Consider the following 24,253-nt stretch of genomic DNA (forward strand, 5'->3'; position numbering starts at 1 on the left):
TTTTTTGGAGTGATGGGCATTTCAAATGCGGACAAAGAGTTCGTGGTGAAGGTGCGATCCACTTGTTCGCACCTTCCCTAAGACGTTTTTTCAGGCGGCAATTTTCCTTAAAAGAAATATCCAAAGCGTCATTCATTGAAAGCTATATGACTCTTGACGGTACATCATATGAGCACCTTTTCCCAAGATTTAAAACAATAAACGAATTTTCATTGTTGCTATCTGTAATCGCAGATGCTTTCGGTCTTAAGCTTCGAGATATTGAGCAGTACATAGACAAAGTAATGGCTGCAATATCAAACGTTAGCGATGATTTTGATTTAGTGATTTTTTCCATACTTCTTTTATCCAAAGAGCATGAGCCTGACTTATATAGGCAGATAGTGAATTTAGAACTATCACTCAGAAATGATAATAAAAAGCCAATATCTAATGTTGGGTTCTACGAACGATTTAAAGTGAATGGTATGTTGTGCTTTAATTTGCCCTCAGAGAGTAATGGTACAGAGCTTTTAAAGACCGAAATAAGCATATCTAAATATATAAGTTGTTTCTTTTACTCCATAAAACATAAAGCGCAATTAGTCGCAGAAAGGAACGCGGTTGCGATAGGTGGGGTATTGGGGCAACATCATATAGATTCATTCGCAATTGCTAGCAAAGAAGAGACACTATTGGCTTATCATTTGGCAAATCAGACTATCAATATTAATGAGTACCAAGATCTTGTTGAACTTGCTTGCTATTTAAAATAGAAATGGGCATAAGCCCATTTCTAAACAGGAATATTATTTTTGATGCCGCTCATAAAGCCGCTGCACCACATCCTGTAATCCCAGCCCTTCGTTTTGCAGCAGCACGGTGAGGTGGTAGAGCAGATCGGCGGATTCGTTAATGAGCTCTTCCCGATCCTTGGCCATGGCGGCCAGCGCCACTTCCACGCCCTCTTCACCCACTTTCTGGGCGATGCGCTTGGTGCCTTTGCCGTAGAGGCTGGCGGTGTAGCTGGTGGCCGGATCGGCCCCTTTGCGGGCTGCCAGGATCTGTTCCAGCTCAGCCAGAAAACCGAGCGGCGGCAGCGGGTGGCCGTTAAAGCAGGAGGTTGTCCCTTTGTGGCAGGTGGGGCCGACGGGGTTGGCGGCAATCAACAGGGAATCCTGATCGCAGTCGGTGCTGATGGCGACGAGTTTGAGCACATTGCCCGAGCTTTCACCCTTGGTCCAGAGCCGCTGTTTGCTGCGGCTAAAGAAGGTGACCTGACCGGTGGTCTGGGTCTTTTCCAGCGCCTCGCGGGTCATAAAGCCCTGCATCAGCACCTCGCCACTGGCGGCGTGCTGGACGATGGCGGGGATCATGCCGTCGCACTTAGCCCAGTCGAGCTGTTCAATTAATAAGCTGGAATTATGCACGGGAATCGGCTCCTCTATTATCAGACCGGCACTCAGGGCGGGGGATCATGGCGCATTTGCACTTTTCCCAATCGAGCCGCTCTACGAGCGGGATCGGGTTTGCAATCTCTTGATTATTCACGGATGGCGACTCCTTCATTTTTCAGCCAGCGTTTCAATTCGGGAATGGGAATAAGGCCCTTGTGGAACACAGAAGCGGCCAGCGCTCCGTCCACATCGGCGAGGGTAAAGGCATCGCGAAAGTGTTCCATGGCACCGGCGCCGCCGGAGGCAATCAACGGCACCTTGCAGACGCTGCGTACCAGTTTGAGTTGTTCGAGATCATAACCCTGACGCATGCCGTCCTGATTCATCACGTTCAGCACGATTTCGCCCGCGCCGCGTTTTTGCACCTCCTGCACCCAGTCGAGGGTGTGCCAGGCGGTGGTGCGGGTGCGGCTCTCGTCACCGGTAAACTGTTTGACCTGATAGTGGCCCGTTTCGGCATCGAAGTAGGAGTCGATCCCCACCACCACGCACTGCACGCCAAAGCGCTCGGCCAACCGGCTGATGAGGGTCGGATCGGCCAGCGCCGGGGAGTTGATGGAGACCTTGTCGGCACCAAATTCGAGGATCTGGCGGGCGTCCTCCACGCTTTTGATGCCACCGGCGACGCAGAAGGGGATATCGATCACCTCCGCTACCCGGCTCACCCAGCTCTTGTCCACCACTCGCGCATCGCTGGAGGCGGTGATGTCATAGAACACCAGCTCGTCAGCGCCCTCTTCGGCGTAGCGGCGCGCCAGCTCGACAATGCCACCCATCACCTCATGATTTCGAAATTGCACTCCCTTGACCACCACGCCATCTTTGACGTCGAGACAGGGGATAATACGCTTTGACAACATGCTCGTTGCTCCATGTAACGCACGGTTAAAACATCATGTTTGCCGACTGACTTCCGGGTCAGGCGGGTAACGCCAATGACATGCTTTCACAGCGGGATCCGTTGTGGAAAAAGACGCGGTTTGAGGTGCGTGCTTGCCGGGGGAACCACCACTATATGCATGACTTTATTCAGTGATTCAACCCTTTATCCCTCTTTGTCGTCCCGGATGGGCGGCCACTGGTCACCTTGGCCGTCACATCGTCGCCGTGGAGGGCGCGCAGGGTCAGCAGGGCCGCATCGAAGTCGAAGCCTCGCAGCTGCCTTGCCAGCAAGGATCCCTGGGGGCCCAAGCTTGCCAGCAGGCTGTCGGCATGCTGTTCGAACAGGGGAATAACGGCCGTGTCGCTTTGCAGCAGCAGTCCTTCCATCTGGCGCAACCACTGTTGCTGCTGATGATGACTGGCCGGGGAGGCGACCTTGGCGGGTTCGGTTTCTACATCCCCCAGTTGCCGGGTCAGTTGGGCCAGTAGCGAAGAGATCTGCGCCATCAGCTCACCCCGGGTGTCGGGAGACCGGGCAAGGGCATGTTCGAGCTGCAAAGCAAGGTCGGCCAGCGTTGTCAGCCCCAGGGTGCCGGCAACGCCGCGCAGTGTGTGCACCAGTCGGCGGGCTGCCTGTTGATCCTGTGCTTGCAGCAACCGGGTCAATTGCGCCATATCCTGGCTGTGTTCCAGCGTGAAATGGCGCAACAAGGCGAGGTATTTCGGCTGATTGCCCTGCAGGCTGGCGAGTCCGGCGGCGAGATCCATCCCCGGCAAGCTCTGCAGCCTGACGAGCGGGGGCAGCAGGGTGTCGCTGGCCGCTTGTCGAGTCTCTTGAAGGGGTGAGGCGACAGCGGGTAACCAGAGCCGCAGCGCCTCGAACAGTTTGGCCGGGGTCACGGGCTTGGCGATAAAGTCATTCATGCCTGCCGCCTCGCACGCCTTGCGATCTTCTTCATAGGCGCTGGCGGTGAGTGCCAGAATCGGCACCTTGTCCCAGCCTGGCAGGGCCCGGATGGCGCGGGTGGCACTGTAGCCATCCATCAGCGGCATCTGGATGTCCATCAGGATGAGATCGAAAGGGTGCTGGCTGACACGCTCCAGCGCTTCCTGACCATTGACTGCGGTTTCAATTACCAGTCCGCTGTTGTTGAGCAACTCCAGAACCACCTCGCGGTTGATGGCGTTGTCCTCCACCAGCAACACTCTGGCATGGTTGGCAAAATAGAGCGTCTGTTGCACCGTCTGCTCAAGGGGGGCGGGTTGTTGTGGCTCACCGCGCCCCGGGGACAGCCGGGCAGTAAACCAGAAGAGGCTGCCCTTGCCCGGTGTGCTGCTGACGCCCACCTCGCCCCCCATCAGGGCGGCGAGCCGGCTGGTAATGGCGAGCCCGAGCCCGGTGCCACCGTATTTGCGGGTGGTGGAGACATCGGCCTGCTCGAAGGCCTGGAACAGCTTTTTCCGTTGCTCCTTGCTGATACCGATGCCGGTATCCTCCACTTCAAAGCGCAGCAGATAGCCGCTTGGCAGCGGTTGCTGTACCCGCACCCGCAGGGTGATTGCCCCCTGCTCGGTAAACTTGATGGCGTTGGCGGCATAGTTGAGCAGTGCCTGGCGCAGTCGGGTGATATCGCCATGAACCCAGGCGGGGGTGTCACCGATGTCGACGATGATGGTGAGCCCCTTGGCTCTGGCCTGCTCGCTCATCAGGGCACTGACATTGTCCAGCATGGCGGTGAGGGAGAAATCGTCCAGCTCCAGCGCCAGTTTGCCCGCGTCTATCTTGGAGAGATCCAGGATGTCATTGATGATGCTGAGCAGGTGTTGGGCGGCGTTGTCGATTTTTTCCAGCCGTTCATGCTGGGTGCCGTCGGGGGTATCTCGCTTGAGCAGGTAGGTGAGTCCCAGGATGGCATTCATGGGGGTGCGAATTTCGTGGCTCATGTTGGCAAGGAAGGCACTCTTGGCGCGGTTGGCACTCTCCGCGCGCTGGTGAGCCTGCGCCAGTTGCAAGGTGCGCTCATTGACCATCTCTTCCAGATGGTAGCGGTATTGATCCAGCTCCTCGCCGAGCTGTTTTTTCTCCGTGATGTCGGCCTGCACGGTGACAAAGTGGCTGATCTCGCCGTTCTCCTGACGGATGGGTGAGACGGTGGCCAGCACCTGATACTGGGAGCCGTCCTTGCGCCGGTTGATAAACTCACCGTGCCAGCGCTGACCATGCTTGATAGCATCCCACAGGGCCACATAGGTCGCCTGCGGTGTGAGTCCCGATCGCAGCAGAGAGGGGGGCTGGCCTATCACTTCGCTCTTCTGATAGCCGCTGGCGGCAAGGAAGGCGGCATTGACATACTCGATGCGAGAGTCGATATCGGTGATAAAAACGCCGTCAGGGCTCTGCTCCAGCGCCAGCGAGAGCTGGCGCAACTGTTGCTCGGCCTGTTTGCGCTCGGTGATGTCCAGGTGTATGCCCAGCAGGCGTAGCGGTTGCTGTTGTGCATCCCGATAGACGCTGCCCTTGCTGCTGATCCAGCGTACGCTGCCATCTGGCAGCAAAATACGAAATTCGAGATCCAGCGGGCGGGGCGGTTGGGGCAGTTGGGCCAACAGCGCGGCGATGCGGGGTTGATCATCGGGATACAGACAGGCTTGCCAGTCATTGAAATGGCCGAGTTGTTCCACGCTGCGGCCATAGAGACGGGCGCATTCGGCCGAGAAGAAGATCCTGCCGCTCGGGATCTCCCACTCCCAGATACCTGCATGGGCCCCTTCCTGCGCCATCAGCAGCCGCTGTTCGCTTTCCCGCAGGGCGGCGCTGGTACTTTCGGCCTTGATACGGGCGCTGATGGCATCATCCATCAGATTCAGCGCCGCCAGACGGGCACGGCGCTGGGTATCGAGCGCCAGTTGCTGATTATGCAGCAACTGCTGCTCGGCCAGCTTGCGCTCGGTGATGTCCTGCACGGTGCCATACAGCTCGACGATGGTGCCGTCACTGTTGCGTAGCGCCGCTCCCCGGGCAATGATCCAGACAGATCCTTCGTGCTCGTGGAGCACCTCGGCGTCGCACTCGTAGGGCTGACCGTCTTGCAGGCAGCGTTCTACGGCCTGGGAAATAGCGCGCCATCCTTCCTGACTGAAATACTTTTTCACTTCCGGATAGATGGCTGGCGGCAGCGCGGGATCTCGGCCATAGATGCGGTAGATCTCCTGCGACCAGAAATGGGTATCGTCGGCAATGTGCCAGCGCCAGTTGCCTATCTTGGCCAGGTGCTGGGATTCACGCAAGATCACCTCGTTGCGGCGCAGGGCCTCTTCGGTCTCCTTGCTCTGCTGATTATCCTCGATGATGGAGATGAAATAGTCTGGCTCGCCGTTGAGATCCCTGACCAGCGCCACTGTCAGGGTGACCCAGAGTACCTCGCCGCCCTTGCGCAGGTAGCGCTTCTCCAGGGTGTAGTGGGGGCGTTTCCCCGCCAGCATCTGGGCCACATAGGACTGGTCGATGAACAGATCGTCCGGATGAGTGACCTGCTGAAACGTCATGTTCATCAACTCGTCGGCCTGATAGCCCACCATGTCGCACAAACGCTGGTTGACCCGCAGCCACTTGCCATCGGGAGAGACGAGGGCGATGCCCACTGCGGCTTGCTCGAAGGTCGCCTGGAAACGGGTTTCACTCTGCTGCAGGCGGGACTGGGTACTCAGCAACTCCTGCCAGCGCTGGATCTCTCTGGCCCGCGAGTTGTGCATGGCGGCACTGAACAGACTGATGAGGACACCGTTGGCAATCAGGATCCCCCATTGCACCAGATCCTGTCCCATGCCGATGGCGAGCTGATGCAGCGGCGGCAGCACGTAGTAGGTGGTGATCAGGGCCGTCACCAGGGTGCTGAGCAGACCCGGCAGCAGGCCGCCGAGCAGGGCACAGACAATGATGGGTAGCATGAACAGCACCAGCAGGGGCCGCTCGCCAAAGGCGATGGGCAGCTGGATCCTGAGCTGCAGCATCAACAGTGGCAGCAGCAGAGCCAGCAGGCATGCTCCCCACTGTTGCCGAGACCCTCGTTTTTGCCATGCGCCGAGCCACTGCATCATAGGGACTCCTCGGGGGGCGGTGGTGCCTGTGGATAGGGTGGTTGCTGTCCGATCTGGCGTGACAACTCATTGATCTGATGTTTGAGTGCCAGCATGGCCAGCTCCCTGTCCACCATCACCCGGTTGAAACGCTCCAGTTCGCTGTTCTGCTGACGCAGCTCCATGGCCTGTCGGGTCAGCGCCTGCTCGACTTGCTCCCGCTCGGTCACATCCAGCAACAGGCCGAGTACGGCGGGCTGGCCGCGGTAGTCCACATGCCGTCCGTAGAGCTCTACCTCTATGTTCTGCTGATCGTGATGCAGCGCGGTGAAGCGGGTGTGGATCTCGCACTCCTCCTGCTCGCAGTGCTGCAGTTGTTCCGCCACTCTGGCGCTGTCTTTCGGGCTGATCAGGGCGGGCAGGGTCCCCACCCTGAGCAGGGCGTGGGTGGAGGGGTAGCCAAACAGACGGGCAAAGCCCGGATTGATATAGCTAAGCTCTCCCCGCTGAATGATGTAGATCCCAGCGAGAGATTGCTCCACCAGCGCGCGAAACAGCCCCTCCCGCTCCTGCAATCCGGCTTCGGCGCGCTTGAAGTCGGTGATGTCGCGGGAGATGCCGAAGATGCCGATCACCTCGCCATCGCTGCCTTGCAGTGGTCCCTTGGTGGCGAGAAATACCCGGTCACCGCTTGGCAGGGTCAGGTACTCTTCCCGCGTTTCGACCTTGTTGCTGGCGATCACCTGGCGTCCCAGCTCCATCAGCATCTGTGCCTGTTCGGGGGGAAAGATGGCCAGGTCATCCTGTCCCAGGATCTCTTCGGGTGACTTGCCCACAAACTGGCAAGCAGCCCGATTGAACAGGATGTATTTGCCCTCCTTATCCTTGGCGAAGATGGCATCTTCCGAACTGTCGGCAATGGCGGAGAGCAGTTGCAGTGCCTGCAATCGACCCGCCTGGGAGTGGCGTACCTGCTCGGCGATTTGCAGCTGTGTATGCTGACGCAACAAAATGATGCCGGTGTTGGCGATGAAGAGCACCAGCAGGCCAGTCAACACAATCCAGATGCTCTCCCGGAGGGCGGACTGATTGAGCTCGGATCTGTCTATCTTGGCCAGCAGATACCAGTCGGTGCCAACCACCCCGGTGATGGTGCCAAATACCGCGATATCACGGTAGTCCTTGCCAAAGAAGAGCCGGGGACCGCCCGTTTTGTCATGCTGGCGCAAAAACTGGGCGGCCAGCAGCTCCTTTTGCTGCAGCGGCAGTTGCAGGGTGAGCGCCGAGCCGGGCCGGTAGCGAACATCGTTGAGATATTGCACCTGTTCGCCGTGCTGGCGAAATAGCATGGCTTCACCGCTGCTGTCGGGAATGGGCCAGCTTCTGAGGATCTGGTTGATCCAGTCGCTGCCGTTGGTCTGCAGCACGATGAAGGAGAGAGGGCCCGTACCGGCGGGCAACGGTGCGACAAAGTCGAGCCTGGGCTGTGACCGGGCATCGAGATAGGGGCCTACCCGCAGGATCTTGCCGGCTTCAAGTCCCTTGAGCGCCTCGCGCAAAGGAGGGGTCATGTCACCGGCTAACGGAGTGCTGAGCAACCGCTGTTGATCCGGTCCAAACAGGGTGGCGCCATCAAATCCGCGCAAGGAGACAAACTCAATGAGGCGTTCCTGCAATTGCTGACGTCCGGCCGGGCTGTCAGCGCGGGAAAGCAGTCCGGTGTAAAGCGGGTTTTCAATGAGCTGGCGGGCATCTTGTTCCCGGTTTTCGAGCCATTCGGTAATGCGTGTGCTTTTAAGATCGGCGATAGCCTCGATAAGGGCAACCTCCTTGTCCCGGGTCTGTCCCAGATTCTGGGCGATGGCCATGCCGGTCAGTACCATGATCAAGCTGTTGAGCAGGATAAAGGGGAGCAGTTGGCGTCTGGAGAGGCGGCTGCTCACCGTGGGTTGATCGATACGTCGGCGCAGCATGGCATAGAGCATGAACGCCGTAATCAGAATAAACAGCCAGCCCTTGAGGGTGCTGGCCAGGGCAAACTGGGCCGGTGAGCGAAACAGTAACTCCACCGCCTTGTCAGAGAGCAGGATCCACAGGCTGGCCACCGCGGCATAGGTGAGTACCACATTGAGGACATGGGCGCGGGTAAACGGAGGCTGTTTAGCCATGCGTCGCCTCACTGTCATCCTGATAGCGTTCGGCGATGGCGACAAATCGCTCGAAATGGCTGTCAAACGCCGCCACCACATCCGGATCGAAATGTTGGCCGCTACCCGAGAGGATCAGGGTCCGGGCCTCCTCATAAGGCATGGCGGGTTTGTAGACGCGGACATTGATGAGGGCATCGAAAACGTCAGCCAGCGCCATCAATCTTGCCGAGAGGGGAATGGCATCCTCCTTCAGACCATCGGGGTAACCGCTGCCGTCCCACTTCTCGTGGTGCCAGTGGGCAATCTCCTTGGCCAGGGTGAGGAATGCCAGGGGTTGCTCTATGTCTTGTTCTGCCTGCTCGATGGCGTCGCTGCCGAGTTTGGCGTGAGTGCGCATGACGTCCCACTCCTCTGCGGTCAACTTGCCGGGCTTGCGCAGAATGTGATCGGGAATGCCCACCTTGCCGATGTCGTGCAGGGGGGCCGAGCGACTAAGCAGATCGATGTAGCGGGGCGTCAGGGTGTCGCTAAAGCGGGGGTGGCTGGCCAGCGCGCAAGCCAGTTGCCGCACGTAGCCCTGGGTGCGCAGTATGTGATTGCCGGTCTCGGGGTCGCGGATTTCTGCCAGATGAGCCAGCGCCCGAATGGAGACCTGCTGGATAAGGTCATTTTCGGTCATCCGGCGGGCCACTTCCGCTTCCAGCGCGGCATTTTGATCCTGCAGCCCGTCACGGGCCCGCTTGGCATCCAGCTGGGTACGTACCCGTGCCTGGACGATGGTCGGTTTGATGGGTTTGGTGATGTAGTCGGCGGCCCCGAGAGAGAGGCCGAACTCCTCGCTCCGGGGATCGGCCAGGGCGGTCAGCAACACCACGGGAATGGTGCTGGTCTGCGGGTTGGCGTGCAACTGCTTGAGGACGTCATAGCCATCCATGCCCGGCATCATTACATCCAGCAAGATGAGATCGGGAACGGTTTTACCGTTGGCAATGCGCAAGCACTTCTCTCCGCTCTGAGCGGCCAGCACCCGATAGGTGGGAGAGAGCAGGTCGGTCAACACCATCAGATTCTCGGGAGAATCATCGACAATCAGGATGGTGGCGGAGTGAGATGTGAACATGAGCGCTCCGTGACAGTGTCGCAATGAGTTCGAGTGTAGAGTCAATTGTTACCAATGGGTAGGGGCTTGGCGCGATCTACCCCTTGATGGAGAGGCTTCCGGCCGGATGATCTGGCAGGGAGCCCCTTCTCAATCAACGTCCTGATGGCGACGGCTTCAGCTGGCTTATTCCTGGCTGCCATTCCCCCAGCAGGCGATGGCGTCACCTACCGAGAACTTGCCCTCCAGCAGGGCGCGGCCAAGGATGATCCCCTTGACGCCAGAGCCCTTGAGCGCCTCGATATCCGCGATGCCGCCAATGCCGCCGGAGGCCTGAAAAGCGACGCCCGGGTAGCGGGCGCAGAGATCCCGATAGAGCTCGACGTTGGTGCCAGCCAGGGTGCCGTCACGGCTGATGTCGGTGCAGAGCACATGCATGAGCCCGGCGGGGAGGAAGCGCTCGATCAGCGCTTCGATGGTCACGCCGCTGTTCTCCTGCCAGCCTGCCACCGCGATATGGCGATTGCCCTGCTCATCGATATTGACGTCCAGCGCCAGCACGATCTGCTCGGGGCCATATTTTTCCATCCAGCTCGCCACCAGATCCGGGGATTTGACAGCGGTGGAGCCAATCACCACCCGGCTGGCGCCTGCAGCCAAGAGGTCTGCCACATCCTGTTCGGTACGCACGCCGCCGCCAACTTGAACCGGCGCTTCGGTGGCGGACAGCAGTTGAGTCAGCAGGGGCAGCTGGCGCGCCTTGGCATCCTTGGCACCGTCCAGATCCACCAGATGGAGCTGCACCGCACCTTGGGAGACATATTCATCGAAGCGGGCCTGCGGGCTGCTGCTGTATTCGGTCTTCTGGTCGTAGTCTCCCTGATAGAGCCTCACGACTTGGCCGTTAATCAGATCAATGGCTGGGATAATCATCCTTGTTACAGCTCCAAAAAGTTTTTCAGTAGGCGGGCACCGGCTGCGCCTGAGCGCTCCGGGTGGAATTGGGCGCCAAAGAAATTGCTGTGCTCAGCAACCCCGCCCACGATGGCGGTGAAAGACTTGCCGTAGTCACAGGTCGCCAGCGTCGCTTCGGTCACCTCCAGCGCATAGGAGTGAACGAAGTAGAAGTAGCTGCCGCTCGGGATCCCTTTGAGCAGAGGATGAGTCTCGTCATGCTCAATCTGGTTCCAGCCCATATGGGGCAGGCGCAGATTACCGACCTCCATCAACCGGATCTTGCCCGGCACTATGCCAAGGCAGTCGATGAGGGTATCTGGCGAATCCTCGGTGCCCATGCTCTCTTCGGAGGCCTCCGCCAGCATCTGCATGCCGAGGCAAAAGCCCAGCAGCGGCTGTTTGGCGGCGCGAATAAGCGGCACCAGCCCCCGTTCGTTTAGATTCTTCATGGCGGCCACCGCGGTGCCGACACCGGGCAGGATCAGCTTGTCCGCCTGCTCGATATCGGCCGCCTGGCTGGAGACCAGCGGCGTTACGCCGAGGCGCTCGAACGCCATTCTGACCGAGGCCAGATTCGCGCAGCCGGTATCGATGATGACAAGTTTTTGATTGTTCATCGTCAGCCCTTACTCATATCGATTGGCGAGATTCGCACCATCAATGCGGTGTCGATAATGACCAGCTTCTGCTTGCTCACATCCATCACAGCACTCCCTTGCTGGAGGGAAGGTCAGACCCTTCCACCCGGATGGCCTGACGCAGGGCGCGGCCAAAGCCTTTGAACAGCGCCTCTACCTGATGGTGGGTGTTGCCACTGCCCACCTTCATCTGCAGGGTGATGGCCATGGCGTCCGACAGCGAGCGGAAGAAGTGGGGCACCATCTCGGTGGCCATCTCGCCCACGTTGTCGCGGCCAAAGCCGCTCGGGCAGTCAAATACGAAGTAGGGGCGACCGCTGAGATCCAGCGCTGTGCTCACCTCCTGCTCAGTCAGCGGGCGCGCATCGATCACTGCCTGCACCTCGTCCATCGCCAGCACGAAGCCGAAACGGCCGATGCCGAGCTTGTTGCCAAGGGCCTGACGCAGTGCCTGACCCAGCGCCAGCCCCACATCTTCCACCGTGTGGTGATCGTCGATATGCAGATCGCCGCTGACGTTCAGCTTGAGCTGGAAACCGGCGTGGGTGGCAATTTGATCCAGCATGTGATCAAAGAAGCCGATACCGGTGGCGATCTGGTTGCCGTTGCTCTTGTTGGTGGCAGAGGGGTCCAAGTCAACTGCCACCTGAATGCGGGTTTCCTTGGTGTAACGTTCTACTTCGGCCACTCGTCTTTTTGAGAGCAACTGATCACGGATGGCGAGCCAGTCGTGATCCTGCGGGTGGTAGCGAATACCGCAAATGCCCATGTTCTCGGCAAGCTGCAGATCGGTCTGTCTGTCACCAATCACGAAGGAGTTGGCAAAGTCGATGCGACCGGAGGCGAGATACTCCTTCACCAGCCCGAGGTGGGGTTTGCGGCAGCTGCAGTCGTCGGTGGGGAAATGCGGGCAGATCAGCACCTGTTCCCACTTCACCCCTTGCGATTCAAACAGGTGCATCATCAGGTCATGGGGTGGCTGGAAGTTCTCCAGCGGCAGGCTGGCGGTGCCCAGCCCGTCCTGATTGGTCACCATCACCAGCACGTAGCCGGCGGCCTGCAATTCGCGTAGTACCGGAATGACCATAGGCTCGAAGCGCAGCTTGGCGAGGCTATCCACCTGCTTGTCGGTCACCGGCTCTTCAATCAGGGTGCCGTCGCGGTCGATAAACAAAAACGGGGTCTTCATCGCTACATCCTTGTCTTACAAAGTGGGAGAGGGCAGATCACGCAGTACCGCCAGCACGGCATCCATCTCGCCCTGATAGCCGATGGTGACCCGAATGCTGTTATCAAGGCCCGGCTTGCTGGAGAAATCCCGCAGGATGATGCCGGCGGCCTTCATGGCGGCAAAGACGGCGGCGCCATCCACGAAGCGCACCAGCACGAAGTTGCCCTTGTCCTCGAACACGGCTTTGACGCAGGAAAGTTCGCCGAGCGCGGCCTTGAAGGCGGCTTTTTGCTTGTTGAGCTCCACCACTCGCTCGCGCATCAGTTCCAGTCCCATGGGGGAGAGGGCCTGCGCCGCGATCTGGGCGATGGGTTCGGGGATGGGATAGGGGGCGATCACCTTGGCCAGCATGGCGATCACCTCGGGGCTGGCCAGCGTAAAGCCGCAGCGGATCCCCGCCAGGGCAAAGGCCTTGGAGAGGGTGCGGGTCACCACCAGATTGGGGAAGCGGGCCAGCAGGTCTACCACGGACGCCTCGGGGCAGAACTCGATATAGGCCTCGTCCACCACCACGATGGCGCGATCCCGCGCTTTTTCCAGCAAGGCGATGAGACCGTCGCGCCCCACCAGATCCCCGGTGGGGTTGTTGGGGGAGCAGAGAAACACCAGCTTCACATCGCCAAGGCGATCGGCGATAGCGGGCCAGTCCGGCTGGCGGCTGGCGGTCAGCGGCTGCTCGACGATGCCAACGCCACAGGTTTCGGCGCTGATGGCGTACATGCCGTAGGTAGGCGGGCAGATGAGGATCTGATCTTCACCCGCTTCGCAGAAGGTGCGGATTAGCAGCTCGATGGCCTCGTCGGCGCCGCGGCTCACCAGCACCTGCTCGGGGTTGACCCCGGCGTAGGCGGCATAGCTGTTCACCACCTCGGCGGGCTGGCACTCGGGGTAGCGGTTGAGGCGGCTCCCCTCGATGGTGAAGGGATAGGCCTGTGGCGCCTCGTTGGCGTTGAGCCAGACGTTGCCCTTGCCGCCGATGCGGCGGGCGGATTGATAAGGGGTGAGGGCCCGCACCACGCGGCGCGCCAGATTGGCAATGCTCATGACAAATCCTTCTACTGTGCTGTTGGTTGGGGCGCGGTGGCCAGGGCGTTCAACCTGAGGGTAACGGCATTTTTGTGGCCATCAAGCCCTTCGGCCTGAGCAATGCGCTCGACGATGGGACCAAGGCCGCGAATACCTTCGGCGCTCAGCTCCTGCACCGTGTAACGGCGCTGATAATCGGCGAGGCCAAGGCTCGAGCAGGTGCGGGCATAGCCGTAGGTGGGCAAGGTGTGGTTGGTGCCGCTGGCGTAATCGCCGACCGACTCGGGGGTCCATGCTCCCAGAAAGATGGAACCGGCGTTCTCGAGTTTATCCAGCAGATCGCGCGGGGCTCGGGTCTGCACGATCAGGTGTTCCGGCGCGTAGGCGTTGGAGATGGCACAGGCCTCGGCCAGATCCTCACAGAGGATCACCAGACTGCTGCCGAGCGCCTGCGCGGCGATATCGCGGCGGCTCAGCTTGGCCAGCTGGCTCTTGATTTCCCCTGCGATAGCATCGGCCAGCAGCGGCGAGGTGGTCACCAGCACCACTTGACTGTCGGGGCCGTGCTCGGCCTGGGAGAGCAGATCCGCCGCCACGAAGGCCGGGTTGGCGCTCTCGTCGGCGATCACCAGCACCTCGGAGGGGCCGGCCGGCATGTCGATAGCGGCGCCGCGCCAATCCGTCGAAACCTGCCCCTTGGCTTCGGTCACATAGGCATTGCCCGGGCCAAAGATTTTGTCCACCTTGGGAATGCTCTCGGTGCCGTAAGCCATAGCCGCGATGGCCTGCGCGCCGCCGATGGCGCACACCTTCTCGACGCCGCAGGCGCGGGCGGCAAACAGGATCTCGTCGCTGGCGGGGGACGGGGTGCAGAGCACCACTTCACGGCAACCGGCGATAGCAGCTGGAATGGCCAGCATCATCACGGTGGAGGGGAGCGGCGCGCTGCCCCCCGGTACATAGAGACCAACCCGGCTGATGGGCTGGGTGCGCAGTTCGCACACCACCCCGGGCTGGGTTTCCACCCGCACCACCGGCTGCACTTGGGCGGCGTGGAAGGTGCGAATATTGGCAATCGCCGCTTCGATGGCGTTTTTGATCTCGTCATCCAGCCGCGCGCAGGCGGCTTCAATCTCGGACTCGCTGACGCGCAACTGTTCACGGGGGGCGCGCTCGAAGCGCAGGCTCAGTTCGCGCAGGGCCTCATCGCCACGGCTGCGCACTGCGGCGATGATCTCTTTGACCACGGCGCCGATATCGGCCTCGTCATTGAGGGCGGGCCGGGTCAGCACGTCGGCCTGCTGGGCGGGGGAGAGGGTCTTCCAGATCAGGGTCTGCATGATATCCCTTCCTTATTCCATCATTTTTTCGATGGGCAGTACCAGAATGGAGCTGGCACCGAGGGCCTTGAGCTGCTCCATGGTCTCCCAAAACAGGGTCTCGCTGGAGACAACGTGCAGGGCCACCTGATTGGTGTCACCGGCCAGTTGCATGATGGTGGGGCGCTCGGCGCCCGGCAGCAGATCGGTGATGGCATCGAGCTTGTCTTTGGGGGCGTGCAGCATGATGTACTTGCTCTCGCGGGCTTGCTGCATCCCCTGAATGCGGGGCAGCAGCTTGTCGATGAGCTTCTGCTTGGCATCGGACAAGGGGTTGGGGGCTTGTACCAGCACCGCCTTGGAGCGGTAGATCACCTCCACCTCTTTGAGGCCATTGGCTTCCAGCGTCGCGCCGGTGGAGACCAGATCGCAGATGGCATCGGCCAGGCCCGCACGGGGCGCCACTTCCACCGAGCCGCCCAGCATCACGCTCTTGAAGCCAAGACCCTTTTCGTCAAAGAAGCGCTTGAGCAGTCCCGGATAAGAGGTGGCGATACGCTTGCCCGCCAGACTTTGTGGCCCTGTGTAGGTCACATCTTCCGGCACCGCCAGCGAGAGGCGGCAGCCGCCAAAGTCCAGCTGCTTGAGGGTTTTGACCTCGAACGGCAGTCCCTGTGAGGCGCGAATAAGCTGCACCTCTTCCAGCACGTTCTCGCCGATGATGCCAAGGTCGACCACCCCTTCCATCACCAGCCCCGGGATATCGTCATCGCGCACCCGCAGGATATCGATGGGCATGTTCTCGACATGGGCGATAAGGCGCTGCTCGCGCAGGTTGATCTTGAGGCCGCAGCTCTTGAACAGGGCTTGGGAGTCCTGGCTCAGACGACCGGACTTTTGCATGGCGATACGCAGACGTTGTGTTTCCATTTGCTCGATTTCCTTCTAGTCAAAAACGAAAAAACCCTCGGAAGTGTGTGCTTCCGAGGGTTTATGAATCTTGCGGTCCTTTTGGAAGTCACCAGTTAAGTGTCTTCCAGCAGTCAACCTCCTGAAAGACTAGTCGGGATGATGATGGTGGTGATGAGTCTTCAGGGTGGTGAACTTCATGTAATCAATCCTTTACAAAATAAGATGTCGTAGTTGACGCCTGATTTAAACTACCTGCCTTGACAGAAAATGCAACCCGAAATTGTGATTTGATCGATTAAAGTTGAGAAAACGGTTTTCTGGTCGATAACTAGACAATAACCCCTTGCAGGAGTCGCCATCATGCCCAGCCAGGACCTGTTGTTCCCCATTTTGCCCCGGGCACCCGCTGCGCCCGGCAGCGAAGAGATCAAGCGGGAAGTGAACCAGATCAGCAAGAAGCACCAGCTGCGCAAGACCAGCACGGACAACAGTGACTCCCAGCAGCGCCAGCAGGCGTATAGCACGCCCGCCAAGCGTGATCAGCCAAAGGCGGAAGAAGACGATCACAAACCGGATCCCGACCATCAGATCGATCTGTTCGTCTAGGCAGATTATCTGTCCCGCTTTTGCCGAGCTTTTGGCATAATGGCCGCTTTTGCTGCGGGACGCCCTTTTGACCATCCAGACCCTGTTCAAGCCAGATGGCCCTCTGGCCAGCCATATCGACGGTTTCAAAGCCCGCGCTCCCCAACTGGAGATGGCCGAAGCGGTCGCGCGCGCCATCAAAAGTGGTGGCCGTCTGCTGGTGGAGGCGGGGACCGGTACCGGCAAGACCTACGCCTATCTGGTACCAGCGCTGGAGTCCGGCAAGCGGGTGGTGATCAGCACCGGCTCCAAGAACCTGCAGGAACAGCTCTTCTATCGGGATCTCCCGACCATCACAGGTGCGCTCTCCTACACCCCGCCGGTGGCCCTGCTCAAGGGGCGCAGCAACTATCTCTGCATCGAGCGAATGAACCGGCTGTTGAGTGAATCCCATCTGCAAAAGCCTGAAGTCCTGAACGATCTGGTGAAGGTCAAATCCTGGTCCACCGCCACCGATAACGGCGATGTGGGGGATATTCCGGGACTGCAGGAGAACGCCGAGATCCTCGCCCACGTCACCAGCACCAACGACAATTGCCTTGGTCGCGACTGTCCCTATTACGACGACTGTCATCTGGTGGTGGCCCGACGCCGCGCCATGGATGCCCAGGTGGTGGTGATCAATCATCACCTCTTCTTCGCCGATATGGCGGTGAAAGACACCGGATTTGGCGAGTTGGTGCCAGAAGCGCAAGTCTATGTCTTTGATGAGGCGCATCAGCTGCCGGAGATCGCCACCAACTACTTCGGCAAGTCGGTGGGCAGCCGCACCATCCAGGATCTGGCGCAGGATATCCAGCTGGCCTATCGCGCCGAGGCCCACGATATGGCCCAGCTTGGCAAGGCGGCGGACCGGCTCTCCATCGCCAGTCAGGATCTGCGCCTCGCCTTCGGGGTGGATGGTGGTCGCGGCAATACCCGCGACATGCTGCGCCAATCGCTCTGGGGCCAGGCGTTGGCTCGTCTCAACGACGCCATCGGGCTCTGCTACGAGGTGCTCAAACTCGCGCTCGGCCGTGGCGAGCAGCTCGATCACGCTTTCGAGCGGATCTGCGAGCTGCGCACCCGCCTTGGCGAGGTGCTGGCGGTCAACCAGACCGGTTTCTCCTACTGGTATGACTGCTCGCGACTGCATTTTTCCCTCAATTTGACGCCGCTCTCGGTGGCCGAGCGATTCAGTGCCGAGGTGCAAAAGCCGGAGGTGGCCTGGGTCTTTACCTCTGCCACCCTGACGGTGGATATGCGTTTTGATCACTTCAAGGCTGAGTTGGGGCTGGCGGGCAGCGCCGAGCTTATTCTCGACAGTCCGTTCGACTATGGCGAGCAGGCGCGGCTCTGTGTGCCCCGCTATCTGCCGGAGCCCAACGCCTTTGGTCGCGGCGAGCAGCTGGCCAATCTGATGATCCCGCTTATCAACAAGACGCCGGGAGGCTGTTTCTTCCTCTGCACCAGCCATCAGGTGATGCGTCAGGTAGCCGAGGTGCTGCGCCGGGAGATTGGCCGCACCGTGTTGCTGCAGGGGGAGGACAACAAGCAGCGGCTGCTCAAGGAGTTTGTCGAAAATGGCCGCGCCGTGCTGGTGGCGACCAGCAGCTTTTGGGAGGGGATCGACGTGCGAGGGGCGGCGTTGTCGTGTGTTATCATCGACAAACTGCCGTTTGCCAGCCCGGATGATCCGCTGCTCAAGGCGCGGGTGGATGATTGCAAGCTCAAGGGGGGCGATCCCTTCGCCGAGCTGCAGTTGCCCAAGGCGGTGATTGCACTCAAACAGGGGGTGGGGCGGCTTATTCGTGATCGCAGTGATCACGGCGTGCTGGTGATCTGTGATCCACGGATGGTCAACAAACCCTACGGCGCCACCTTTATCAAGAGTCTGCCCGCCATCCCTCGCACCCGGGAGTTGGGGACGCTGGGGAGCTTTTTCGATCGCACTGAACGCGGTGAATAAGTGTGCCGCCAGATAACAGATTTGAACAACGGGTGAGCATCTCTCGCTTGCCGGTTATGTAATTGACTGATTTTATAGAGATTGGAAAGCATGAACGAGTTGAAGATCCTGGCCGTAGATACCGCCACCGAAGCCTGCTCCGCCGCCTTGCTGGTGGGTGACAAGCTGTTCTCCCGCTGGGAGGAGGCGCCACGGGATCACACCCGAAAAATCCTGCCGATGGTTCAGGCTGTGTTAGACGATGCCGGGATAAGTTTGAGTGACCTCGACGCCATCGCGTTTGGCCGTGGCCCGGGTTCCTTTACTGGCGTGCGGATCGGCATTGGCGTTGCGCAAGGTCTGGCATTTGGTGCGGGTGTGCCGCTGATCGGCATCTCGACCCTGGCTGCCATGGCACAAGGGGCCTATCGACTCGATGGCGCCGAGCAGGTGCTGACCGCCATCGATGCGCGGATGAACGAGGTCTATTTCGGCCGCTATGAGCTGCTCGATGGCCGCATGCAGCTGGTGGGTGACGAGGTGGTGAGCGATCCTGCGGCACTGGTTGACGCCCGTGGCAAGCTGGCGGGTCGAGTGACCTGCGTCGGTACCGGTTTTGAAACCTATGGCGAAATTTTAAGTGGTCTTGCCGATGAGCTGGCGGTGAGTCAGGTACGCTTCCCGGCGGCAGAAGACATGTTGCCGCTGGCCCGCACCGCCTGGCTGGCGGGGGAGGCAGTGCCGGTGGAGCAGGCGACACCGGTCTATTTGCGTGACAAGGTGACCTGGAAAAAACTGCCGGGTCGCGAATAAGGGCAAGAGGTATGTCGCTCTTGCCGCTCATCAGCTGCAACACAAGCGGGTGGCCCCGACGGGCCACGCTGGCAACAGGAGAGTGACATGATGCGTAAGTCCAGAAGCGACATGATGAAACGCACAATGGTGATCGGGGCGCTGGCCCTGCTACTCGGGGCCTGCAGCTCGGTCCCCAAGGAGCTGGCTTATGAACCCGAAAACCAGCTGGTGGCCTATCAACCCGCCCTTGGCGGGATGGAGGGTAAGCCGGCCCGCTGGAGCGGCGTTATCTCGGCGGTGCACAACAAGGCGGATCAGAGCGTCATTGAAGTGGTCTATTTGCCGCTCAAGTCCAACGGCGTGCCGGAGCAGACCGAGCAGAGCCCGGGGCGCTTTCTCGCCATCATGAAGGGCTTTGTCGATCCGACCCTCTATGCCAAAGGGCGCAGCCTGACGGTGCTCGGCACCATAGGTCAACCGGTAGATAGCCAGATTGGCGAGCACAAGTACCGCTTCTCGGTGCTCAATGTGACGGGCAGCAAGCTGTGGCCGCCAGTCAAGGAGGTGGAGGTGCGCTATATGGACCCCTACTTCTACGACCCCTTCTATGATCCCTTCTGGCCGAGACGGCCGCTGCGTCGTTAAGGCTGGCCATGATCAACCCCATGAAGAGCACTCTGCACGAACGTCTGCTCACCCTAGCGGATGGTCGGCAGGTGGCCCTGCTGGAGAACCAATCCGCTGAACATGATCAGCAGGGCAAACCCCTGCTGATCGCCCTGCATGGCTGGCTCGACAACAGTGCCAGCTTCTTGCCGCTGGCGCCGCATCTGGGGGATTTTCACCTCATCTGTGTCGATCTGCCGGGGCACGGCCACTCCGATCACAAAGCCACCTCTTATGTCTTTGTCGACTGGCTCGACGATCTCTACCAGATCGTGCAGGCGGCCGGCTGGTCGCGTTTCACTCTGCTCGGTCACTCCCTCGGGGCGTTGATCGCCTCAGCCTATGCCGGGGTGTTTCCCGAACAGGTGGAGCGGCTGATCATGCTGGAGGGGCTGGGGCCGCTCAGCCAACCCGATGAGGAGGTGCCCGCCCAGCTGCGACGTGCGATTTTAAACCGCAGTCGTACCCGGGAACGCAGTACCAACGGTTTTGCCTCGGTTGATGAAGCCGTAGCCGCCCGTTGCAAAGTGGCGGATATCACGTCGCAGGCGGCGCGCCTGATTTGTGAACGGCAGCTTGAAGAGCGGGCAGGGCGCTGGTACTGGCGCAGCGATCCCCGTTTGCGGGATCTTTCGCCCCTTAGGATGAGCGAAGGGCAAGCCCGGGCACTGATGGCGGCGATCCGCTGTCCGGTGCTGTTTATTCAGGGGGAGCAGGGCTTTGCTGCGCTGGAAGCCCAATGGCAGTCCCGTCAGGATGCCGTCCAGCAGATCGAGCGGGTCATATTGGGTGGAAACCACCATTTTCACATGGAAAATTCGGTTGATACGGCCGTTTGTATCGTAAAGTTTTGTCAAGTTCGGTAGAATCGCCAGCTTTCAATAATTCCATGTTTGTTTTCTCCCTCACATTTTTCTGTTGTTAATTTGCTGTTAATTGATGTTGCGCTGTGTAAATATGGCGGCATTAGAGCATCAGCTTAAAACGATCGATTAAAATGGATGTGAACAGGGACGGAGGCAACACAGTGAGCGCACAGGTGTTAGTTATGCAGGAGAAGTTCGTGGAAAAAGTCTGGCTGAAGCGTTATCCGGAAGGAGTTCCCGCCGAGATCAATCCAGACCAGTACGGCTCCCTGGTTGAGATGTTCGAATCCTCGGTGACCCAGTTTGCTGACCAGCCCGCCTTCGTCAACATGGGGCAAACCATCACCTATCGCCGCCTGGAAGAGCAGTCCCGCGCCTTTGCTGCCTATCTGCAAAACGAGCTGAAGCTGGAGAAGGGGGATCGGGTCGCGGTGATGATGCCGAACCTGCTGCAATACCCCATCGCCGTGTTCGGCATCCTGCGCGCCGGCATGATAGTGGTCAACGTCAACCCGCTCTATACCCCGCGCGAGCTGGAGCATCAGCTTAAAGACTCCGGTGCCAAGGCCATCGTTATCGTCTCCAACTTTGCCCATACCCTGGAAAAAGTGGTCTACGACACCCCGATCAAGCACGTTATTCTGACCCGGATGGGGGACAACCTGGGGCTGGCCAAGGGCACCCTGGTCAACTTCGTGGTCAAGTACGTCAAGAAACTGGTGCCGAAATATAATCTGCCCGACGCCACCACCATGCGTCAGGCCCTCTCCAAGGGGCGTTTCCTGCAGTACATCAAGCCGGAGATCACCAATGACGATCTCGCCTTCCTGCAGTACACCGGTGGCACCACCGGCCTTTCCAAAGGGGCCATGCTGACCCATCGCAACATGATTGCCAACGTCGAGCAGTGCCTCGGCGTCTATGGCCCCATGCTGGAGCGCGGCAAGGAGTTCGTGGTCACCGCATTGCCGCTCTATCACGTCTTTGCACTTACCGTTAACTGCCTGCTCTTTATGCGCATCGGCGGTTATAACTTGCTGATCAGCAACCCGCGCGATATCCCGGGCTTTGTCAAAGAGATCAAGAAGTACCCCTTCACCTGCATTACCGGGGTCAACACCCTGTTCAATGCGCTGGTCAACAACGAAGAGTTTCAGGGGATCGCCTTTGACAAGCTCAAGCTGACCATCGGCGGCGGCATGGCGGTGCAGCGCGCGGTTGCGGAGAAGTGGAAGACACTTACCGATACCCCGTTGCTGGAAGGCTATGGCCTGACCGAGTGTTCGCCACTGGTGAGTGTCTGCCCCTACGATCTGACCGACTACAACGGCTCCATCGGTCTGCCGGTCTGCTCCACCGAGATCCGTCTGGTGGATGACAACGGCCAGGTGGTTCACGCCCTCGGCACCCCGGGCGAGATGCAGGTGCGTGGCCCGCAGGTGATGGTGGGCTACTGGCAGCGCCCCGAGGCGACCGCCGAAGTAATGCAGGATGGCTGGCTCTGTACCGGTGATATCGCCGTGTGCGACGAGCAGGGCTTCTTCAAGATCGTTGACCGCAAGAAGGACATGATCCTGGTCTCCGGTTTCAACGTCTATCCGAACGAGATCGAAGATGTCGTTGCGCTGCACCCGAAAGTGCTGGAAGTGGCCGCCGTCGGCGTACCGCACAAGGTCTCCGGCGAGTTGGTGAAGATCTTTGTGGTCAAGAAAGATGCAAAATTGCAGGAGGACGAGATTATTGCCCACTGCCGCAAACATCTGACTGCCTATAAGGTGCCGAAACTGGTAGAATTTCGCGACGAACTTCCCAAGACCAATGTGGGCAAGATCCTGCGCCGCGTACTGCGCGACGAGGAGATTGCCAAGCAATAACCGGACTGCGGCTGCAGAACCCTCTGCAAACCAGCACCGTCGTTATGCAAAACCGTGGGTCATCCCACGGTTTTTTCTTTTTGGCCCTGATCAACCGCGCAGGCACAGATGCACTATCAACTTATCACTCAGCAAGCCGACTTTGAGCACTATCTCGCTTCTCTGGCCGACGTTCCCCTGGCTATCGATACTGAATTCGTTCGCACCCGTACCTACTATCCCCAGCTTGGCCTGTTCCAGATCTATGATGGCGAGCATCTGGCACTGCTGGATCCGCTGACCCTGGATCTCTCCGCCCTCTGGCAGCGACTGGGCAGGGCAGGGCAGATCGCCATCCTGCACGCCTCTGGCGAAGATCTGGAGCTTATCCAGCATCAGGCGGGCCACCTGCCCAACCAGATGCACGACACCCAGCTGGCTACCGCCTTCCTCGGTTACGGCGTCTCGGTCGGTTTTGGTGCGCTGGTGAACGAATTCCTCGGGGTCGAGCTGGAAAAAGATCAGGCGCGTACCGACTGGTTGGCCCGTCCCTTGACCTCCCGCCAGCTCGAATACGCGGCGGCGGATGTGTTCTACCTGATGCCGCTCTACGAGAAGGTGATGGCCAAACTGCGGGAAAGCGGCAAGTTTGCCTGGTTCGAGCAGGAGTGTCAGAACCACTCCGCCCGCAAGACCCAGGGTAGTGATCCCCGTCAGGCTTATCTTGAAATCGTCAACGCCTGGCAACTGGGTCGCCGCGAGCTCGCCATCCTGCGTGAGCTGGCCGCCTGGCGCCAGCAAGAGGCGGTGCGCCGCGATCTGGCCCTCAACTTCGTAGTCAAGGAGCTGCACCTGTTTAAGGTGGCGGAGCGTCGTCCGACCTCCATGCGGGATCTGAACGAGTTGGGGCTGGCCCCCATCGAGATCAAGATCCATGGCAAGCGGATGCTCGATATCGTCGCCCGTGCCCAGCAGAGCGATCCTGACAGCTGGCCCGAGCCGATCCGCCGGCTGGTGGACTTCCCCCAGTACAAGGCCGAGCTCAAGCGCATCAAGGCCATGGTGGAAGAGAAGGCCAAAGCCAGCAATATTCCGCCCGAGCTGATTGCCAGCAAGAAGATCATTCACCAGTACTTCACCTGGAGCTGGCGGATGAACGACGAAGAGCGGGCCCGCAGCGACAAGCCGATGCTGCTGCAAGGGTGGCGTCATGAGCTGGTCGGTCACCTGCTGGCACAATAAGCCACCAGAGTGTTGCACCGATAAATCAATCCTCACCCCAGGGTGGGGATTTTTTATTGGACGAAAGCTAGAAATGGGTTCGCCGATCGAGAGGGGAATTGCGGTACCATATTCCAGTCAAGCCGCCGTATCTACTGGATAGGAAACAGGAAAATGCAATTTATCCCCAATGGCCCAGATATTCCCAACGAGTTGCTGTATGCCTCATGAAGAGGGACGTGTTGTTTTTTTCTGTGGTGCAGGGATTTCTTATCCTGCGGGCTTATGTGGTTTTCAAACCTTAGTGAAAAAGATTTATGAGCACTTAGGTACCTCATGTTCAGAAATTGAGCGTGCGGCTTTTAAGAAGCATCAATTTGATACCACGCTTGGTCTTTTGGAGCAGCGTATAGTAGGTGGTCGGTTAGCTGTTCGTCGCGCTCTAGCGGATGCATTGAAACCAAACCTTCGCCTAGGGAAGGTGCGAACAAGTCCCTGATGTGAGATCATGAGTCCCACTTGGCATCAGGGATAAGGTTCAGCATGAGTCACC

At 59.4% G+C, this 24,253-nt stretch carries 20 protein-coding genes and 1 other annotated feature; of the genes, 9 read left to right on the top strand and 11 right to left on the bottom strand.

Annotated features, from left to right (window positions below):
• The coding region (locus BSP75_RS21820) for a hypothetical protein (RefSeq protein ID WP_171971591.1) at positions 1-755 on the top strand (755 nt) is incomplete at its 5' end.
• A gap of 33 nt (positions 756-788) precedes the next feature.
• Here the strand turns inward: BSP75_RS21820 and hisIE are convergent.
• From hisIE to hisG, 11 genes are all read right to left on the bottom strand, one after another.
• Entirely contained in the window at positions 789-1,409 is a 621-nt protein-coding gene (gene hisIE / locus BSP75_RS12040; protein WP_290439301.1) for a bifunctional phosphoribosyl-AMP cyclohydrolase/phosphoribosyl-ATP diphosphatase HisIE, read from the bottom strand.
• A 113-nt stretch (positions 1,410-1,522) separates the two neighbouring features.
• A complete protein-coding gene (hisF, locus tag BSP75_RS12045) occupies positions 1,523-2,296 on the bottom strand; it encodes an imidazole glycerol phosphate synthase subunit HisF (protein ID WP_075113340.1) in 774 nt (257 codons plus the stop codon).
• Between the two features lie 169 nt (positions 2,297-2,465).
• A complete protein-coding gene (locus BSP75_RS12050) occupies positions 2,466-6,413 on the bottom strand; it encodes a PAS domain S-box protein (protein WP_171971592.1) in 3,948 nt (1,315 codons plus the stop codon).
• Entirely contained in the window at positions 6,413-8,563 is a 2,151-nt protein-coding gene (locus tag BSP75_RS12055) for a PAS domain S-box protein (protein WP_075113342.1), read from the bottom strand. Before BSP75_RS12055 ends, BSP75_RS12050 begins: the two co-directional genes overlap by 1 nt.
• Positions 8,556-9,665: a two-component system response regulator gene (locus BSP75_RS12060; RefSeq protein ID WP_075113343.1), complete on the bottom strand. Its 1,110-nt coding sequence runs from the start codon at positions 9,663-9,665 to the stop codon at positions 8,556-8,558. Before BSP75_RS12060 ends, BSP75_RS12055 begins: the two co-directional genes overlap by 8 nt.
• A 165-nt stretch (positions 9,666-9,830) precedes the next feature.
• Positions 9,831-10,577, bottom strand: a complete 747-nt coding sequence (gene hisA, locus BSP75_RS12065) for a 1-(5-phosphoribosyl)-5-[(5-phosphoribosylamino)methylideneamino]imidazole-4-carboxamide isomerase (RefSeq protein WP_075113344.1) — start codon at positions 10,575-10,577, stop codon at positions 9,831-9,833.
• Positions 10,578-10,582: 5 nt separating this feature from the next.
• Positions 10,583-11,224: an imidazole glycerol phosphate synthase subunit HisH gene (gene hisH / locus BSP75_RS12070; RefSeq protein ID WP_148140703.1), complete on the bottom strand. Its 642-nt coding sequence runs from the start codon at positions 11,222-11,224 to the stop codon at positions 10,583-10,585.
• Positions 11,225-11,303: 79 nt separating this feature from the next.
• Complete coding sequence (hisB, locus tag BSP75_RS12075; protein WP_075113346.1) at positions 11,304-12,428, bottom strand: bifunctional histidinol-phosphatase/imidazoleglycerol-phosphate dehydratase HisB; 1,125 nt, start codon at positions 12,426-12,428, stop codon at positions 11,304-11,306.
• A 15-nt stretch (positions 12,429-12,443) separates the two neighbouring features.
• Positions 12,444-13,514 (bottom strand): histidinol-phosphate transaminase, encoded by a 1,071-nt coding sequence (gene hisC, locus BSP75_RS12080; protein ID WP_075113347.1) that lies wholly within the window; start codon positions 13,512-13,514, stop codon positions 12,444-12,446.
• A gap of 11 nt (positions 13,515-13,525) precedes the next feature.
• Positions 13,526-14,836: a histidinol dehydrogenase gene (hisD, locus tag BSP75_RS12085; protein WP_075113348.1), complete on the bottom strand. Its 1,311-nt coding sequence runs from the start codon at positions 14,834-14,836 to the stop codon at positions 13,526-13,528.
• 12 nt (positions 14,837-14,848) lie between these two features.
• Entirely contained in the window at positions 14,849-15,745 is an 897-nt protein-coding gene (hisG, locus tag BSP75_RS12090; RefSeq protein ID WP_005352174.1) for an ATP phosphoribosyltransferase, read from the bottom strand.
• 29 nt (positions 15,746-15,774) lie between these two features.
• Positions 15,775-15,899: a sequence feature (His leader region), on the bottom strand.
• A 188-nt stretch (positions 15,900-16,087) separates the two neighbouring features.
• Between hisG and BSP75_RS12095 the strand changes: the two genes are divergently transcribed.
• The 8 genes from BSP75_RS12095 to BSP75_RS12130 all read left to right on the top strand — a co-directional run bounded on the left by BSP75_RS12095 (position 16,088) and on the right by BSP75_RS12130 (position 24,199).
• On the top strand, positions 16,088-16,333 hold the full coding sequence (locus BSP75_RS12095) for a hypothetical protein (RefSeq protein ID WP_075113349.1): 246 nt from the start codon (positions 16,088-16,090) through the stop codon (positions 16,331-16,333).
• 67 nt (positions 16,334-16,400) lie between these two features.
• Positions 16,401-18,320 (top strand): ATP-dependent DNA helicase, encoded by a 1,920-nt coding sequence (locus BSP75_RS12100; RefSeq protein WP_042062589.1) that lies wholly within the window; start codon positions 16,401-16,403, stop codon positions 18,318-18,320.
• 90 nt (positions 18,321-18,410) lie between these two features.
• A complete protein-coding gene (gene tsaB, locus BSP75_RS12105; protein WP_075113350.1) occupies positions 18,411-19,112 on the top strand; it encodes a tRNA (adenosine(37)-N6)-threonylcarbamoyltransferase complex dimerization subunit type 1 TsaB in 702 nt (233 codons plus the stop codon).
• 111 nt (positions 19,113-19,223) lie between these two features.
• Positions 19,224-19,739: a Slp family lipoprotein gene (locus BSP75_RS12110; RefSeq protein ID WP_075113354.1), complete on the top strand. Its 516-nt coding sequence runs from the start codon at positions 19,224-19,226 to the stop codon at positions 19,737-19,739.
• Between the two features lie 20 nt (positions 19,740-19,759).
• Complete coding sequence (locus BSP75_RS12115) at positions 19,760-20,626, top strand: alpha/beta hydrolase (protein ID WP_075113351.1); 867 nt, start codon at positions 19,760-19,762, stop codon at positions 20,624-20,626.
• A 197-nt stretch (positions 20,627-20,823) separates the two neighbouring features.
• Positions 20,824-22,500 (top strand): long-chain-fatty-acid--CoA ligase FadD, encoded by a 1,677-nt coding sequence (fadD, locus tag BSP75_RS12120; protein WP_139709491.1) that lies wholly within the window; start codon positions 20,824-20,826, stop codon positions 22,498-22,500.
• A 108-nt stretch (positions 22,501-22,608) separates the two neighbouring features.
• Positions 22,609-23,721: a ribonuclease D gene (gene rnd, locus BSP75_RS12125; RefSeq protein WP_075113353.1), complete on the top strand. Its 1,113-nt coding sequence runs from the start codon at positions 22,609-22,611 to the stop codon at positions 23,719-23,721.
• 199 nt (positions 23,722-23,920) lie between these two features.
• Positions 23,921-24,199: a hypothetical protein gene (locus BSP75_RS12130; RefSeq protein ID WP_216219170.1), complete on the top strand. Its 279-nt coding sequence runs from the start codon at positions 23,921-23,923 to the stop codon at positions 24,197-24,199.
• The last annotated feature ends 54 nt before the right edge of the window (positions 24,200-24,253 follow it).

The sequence above is a fragment of the Aeromonas sp. YN13HZO-058 genome (assembly GCF_001921245.1).
In the GTDB taxonomy this organism is placed as follows: domain Bacteria; phylum Pseudomonadota; class Gammaproteobacteria; order Enterobacterales; family Aeromonadaceae; genus Aeromonas; species Aeromonas allosaccharophila.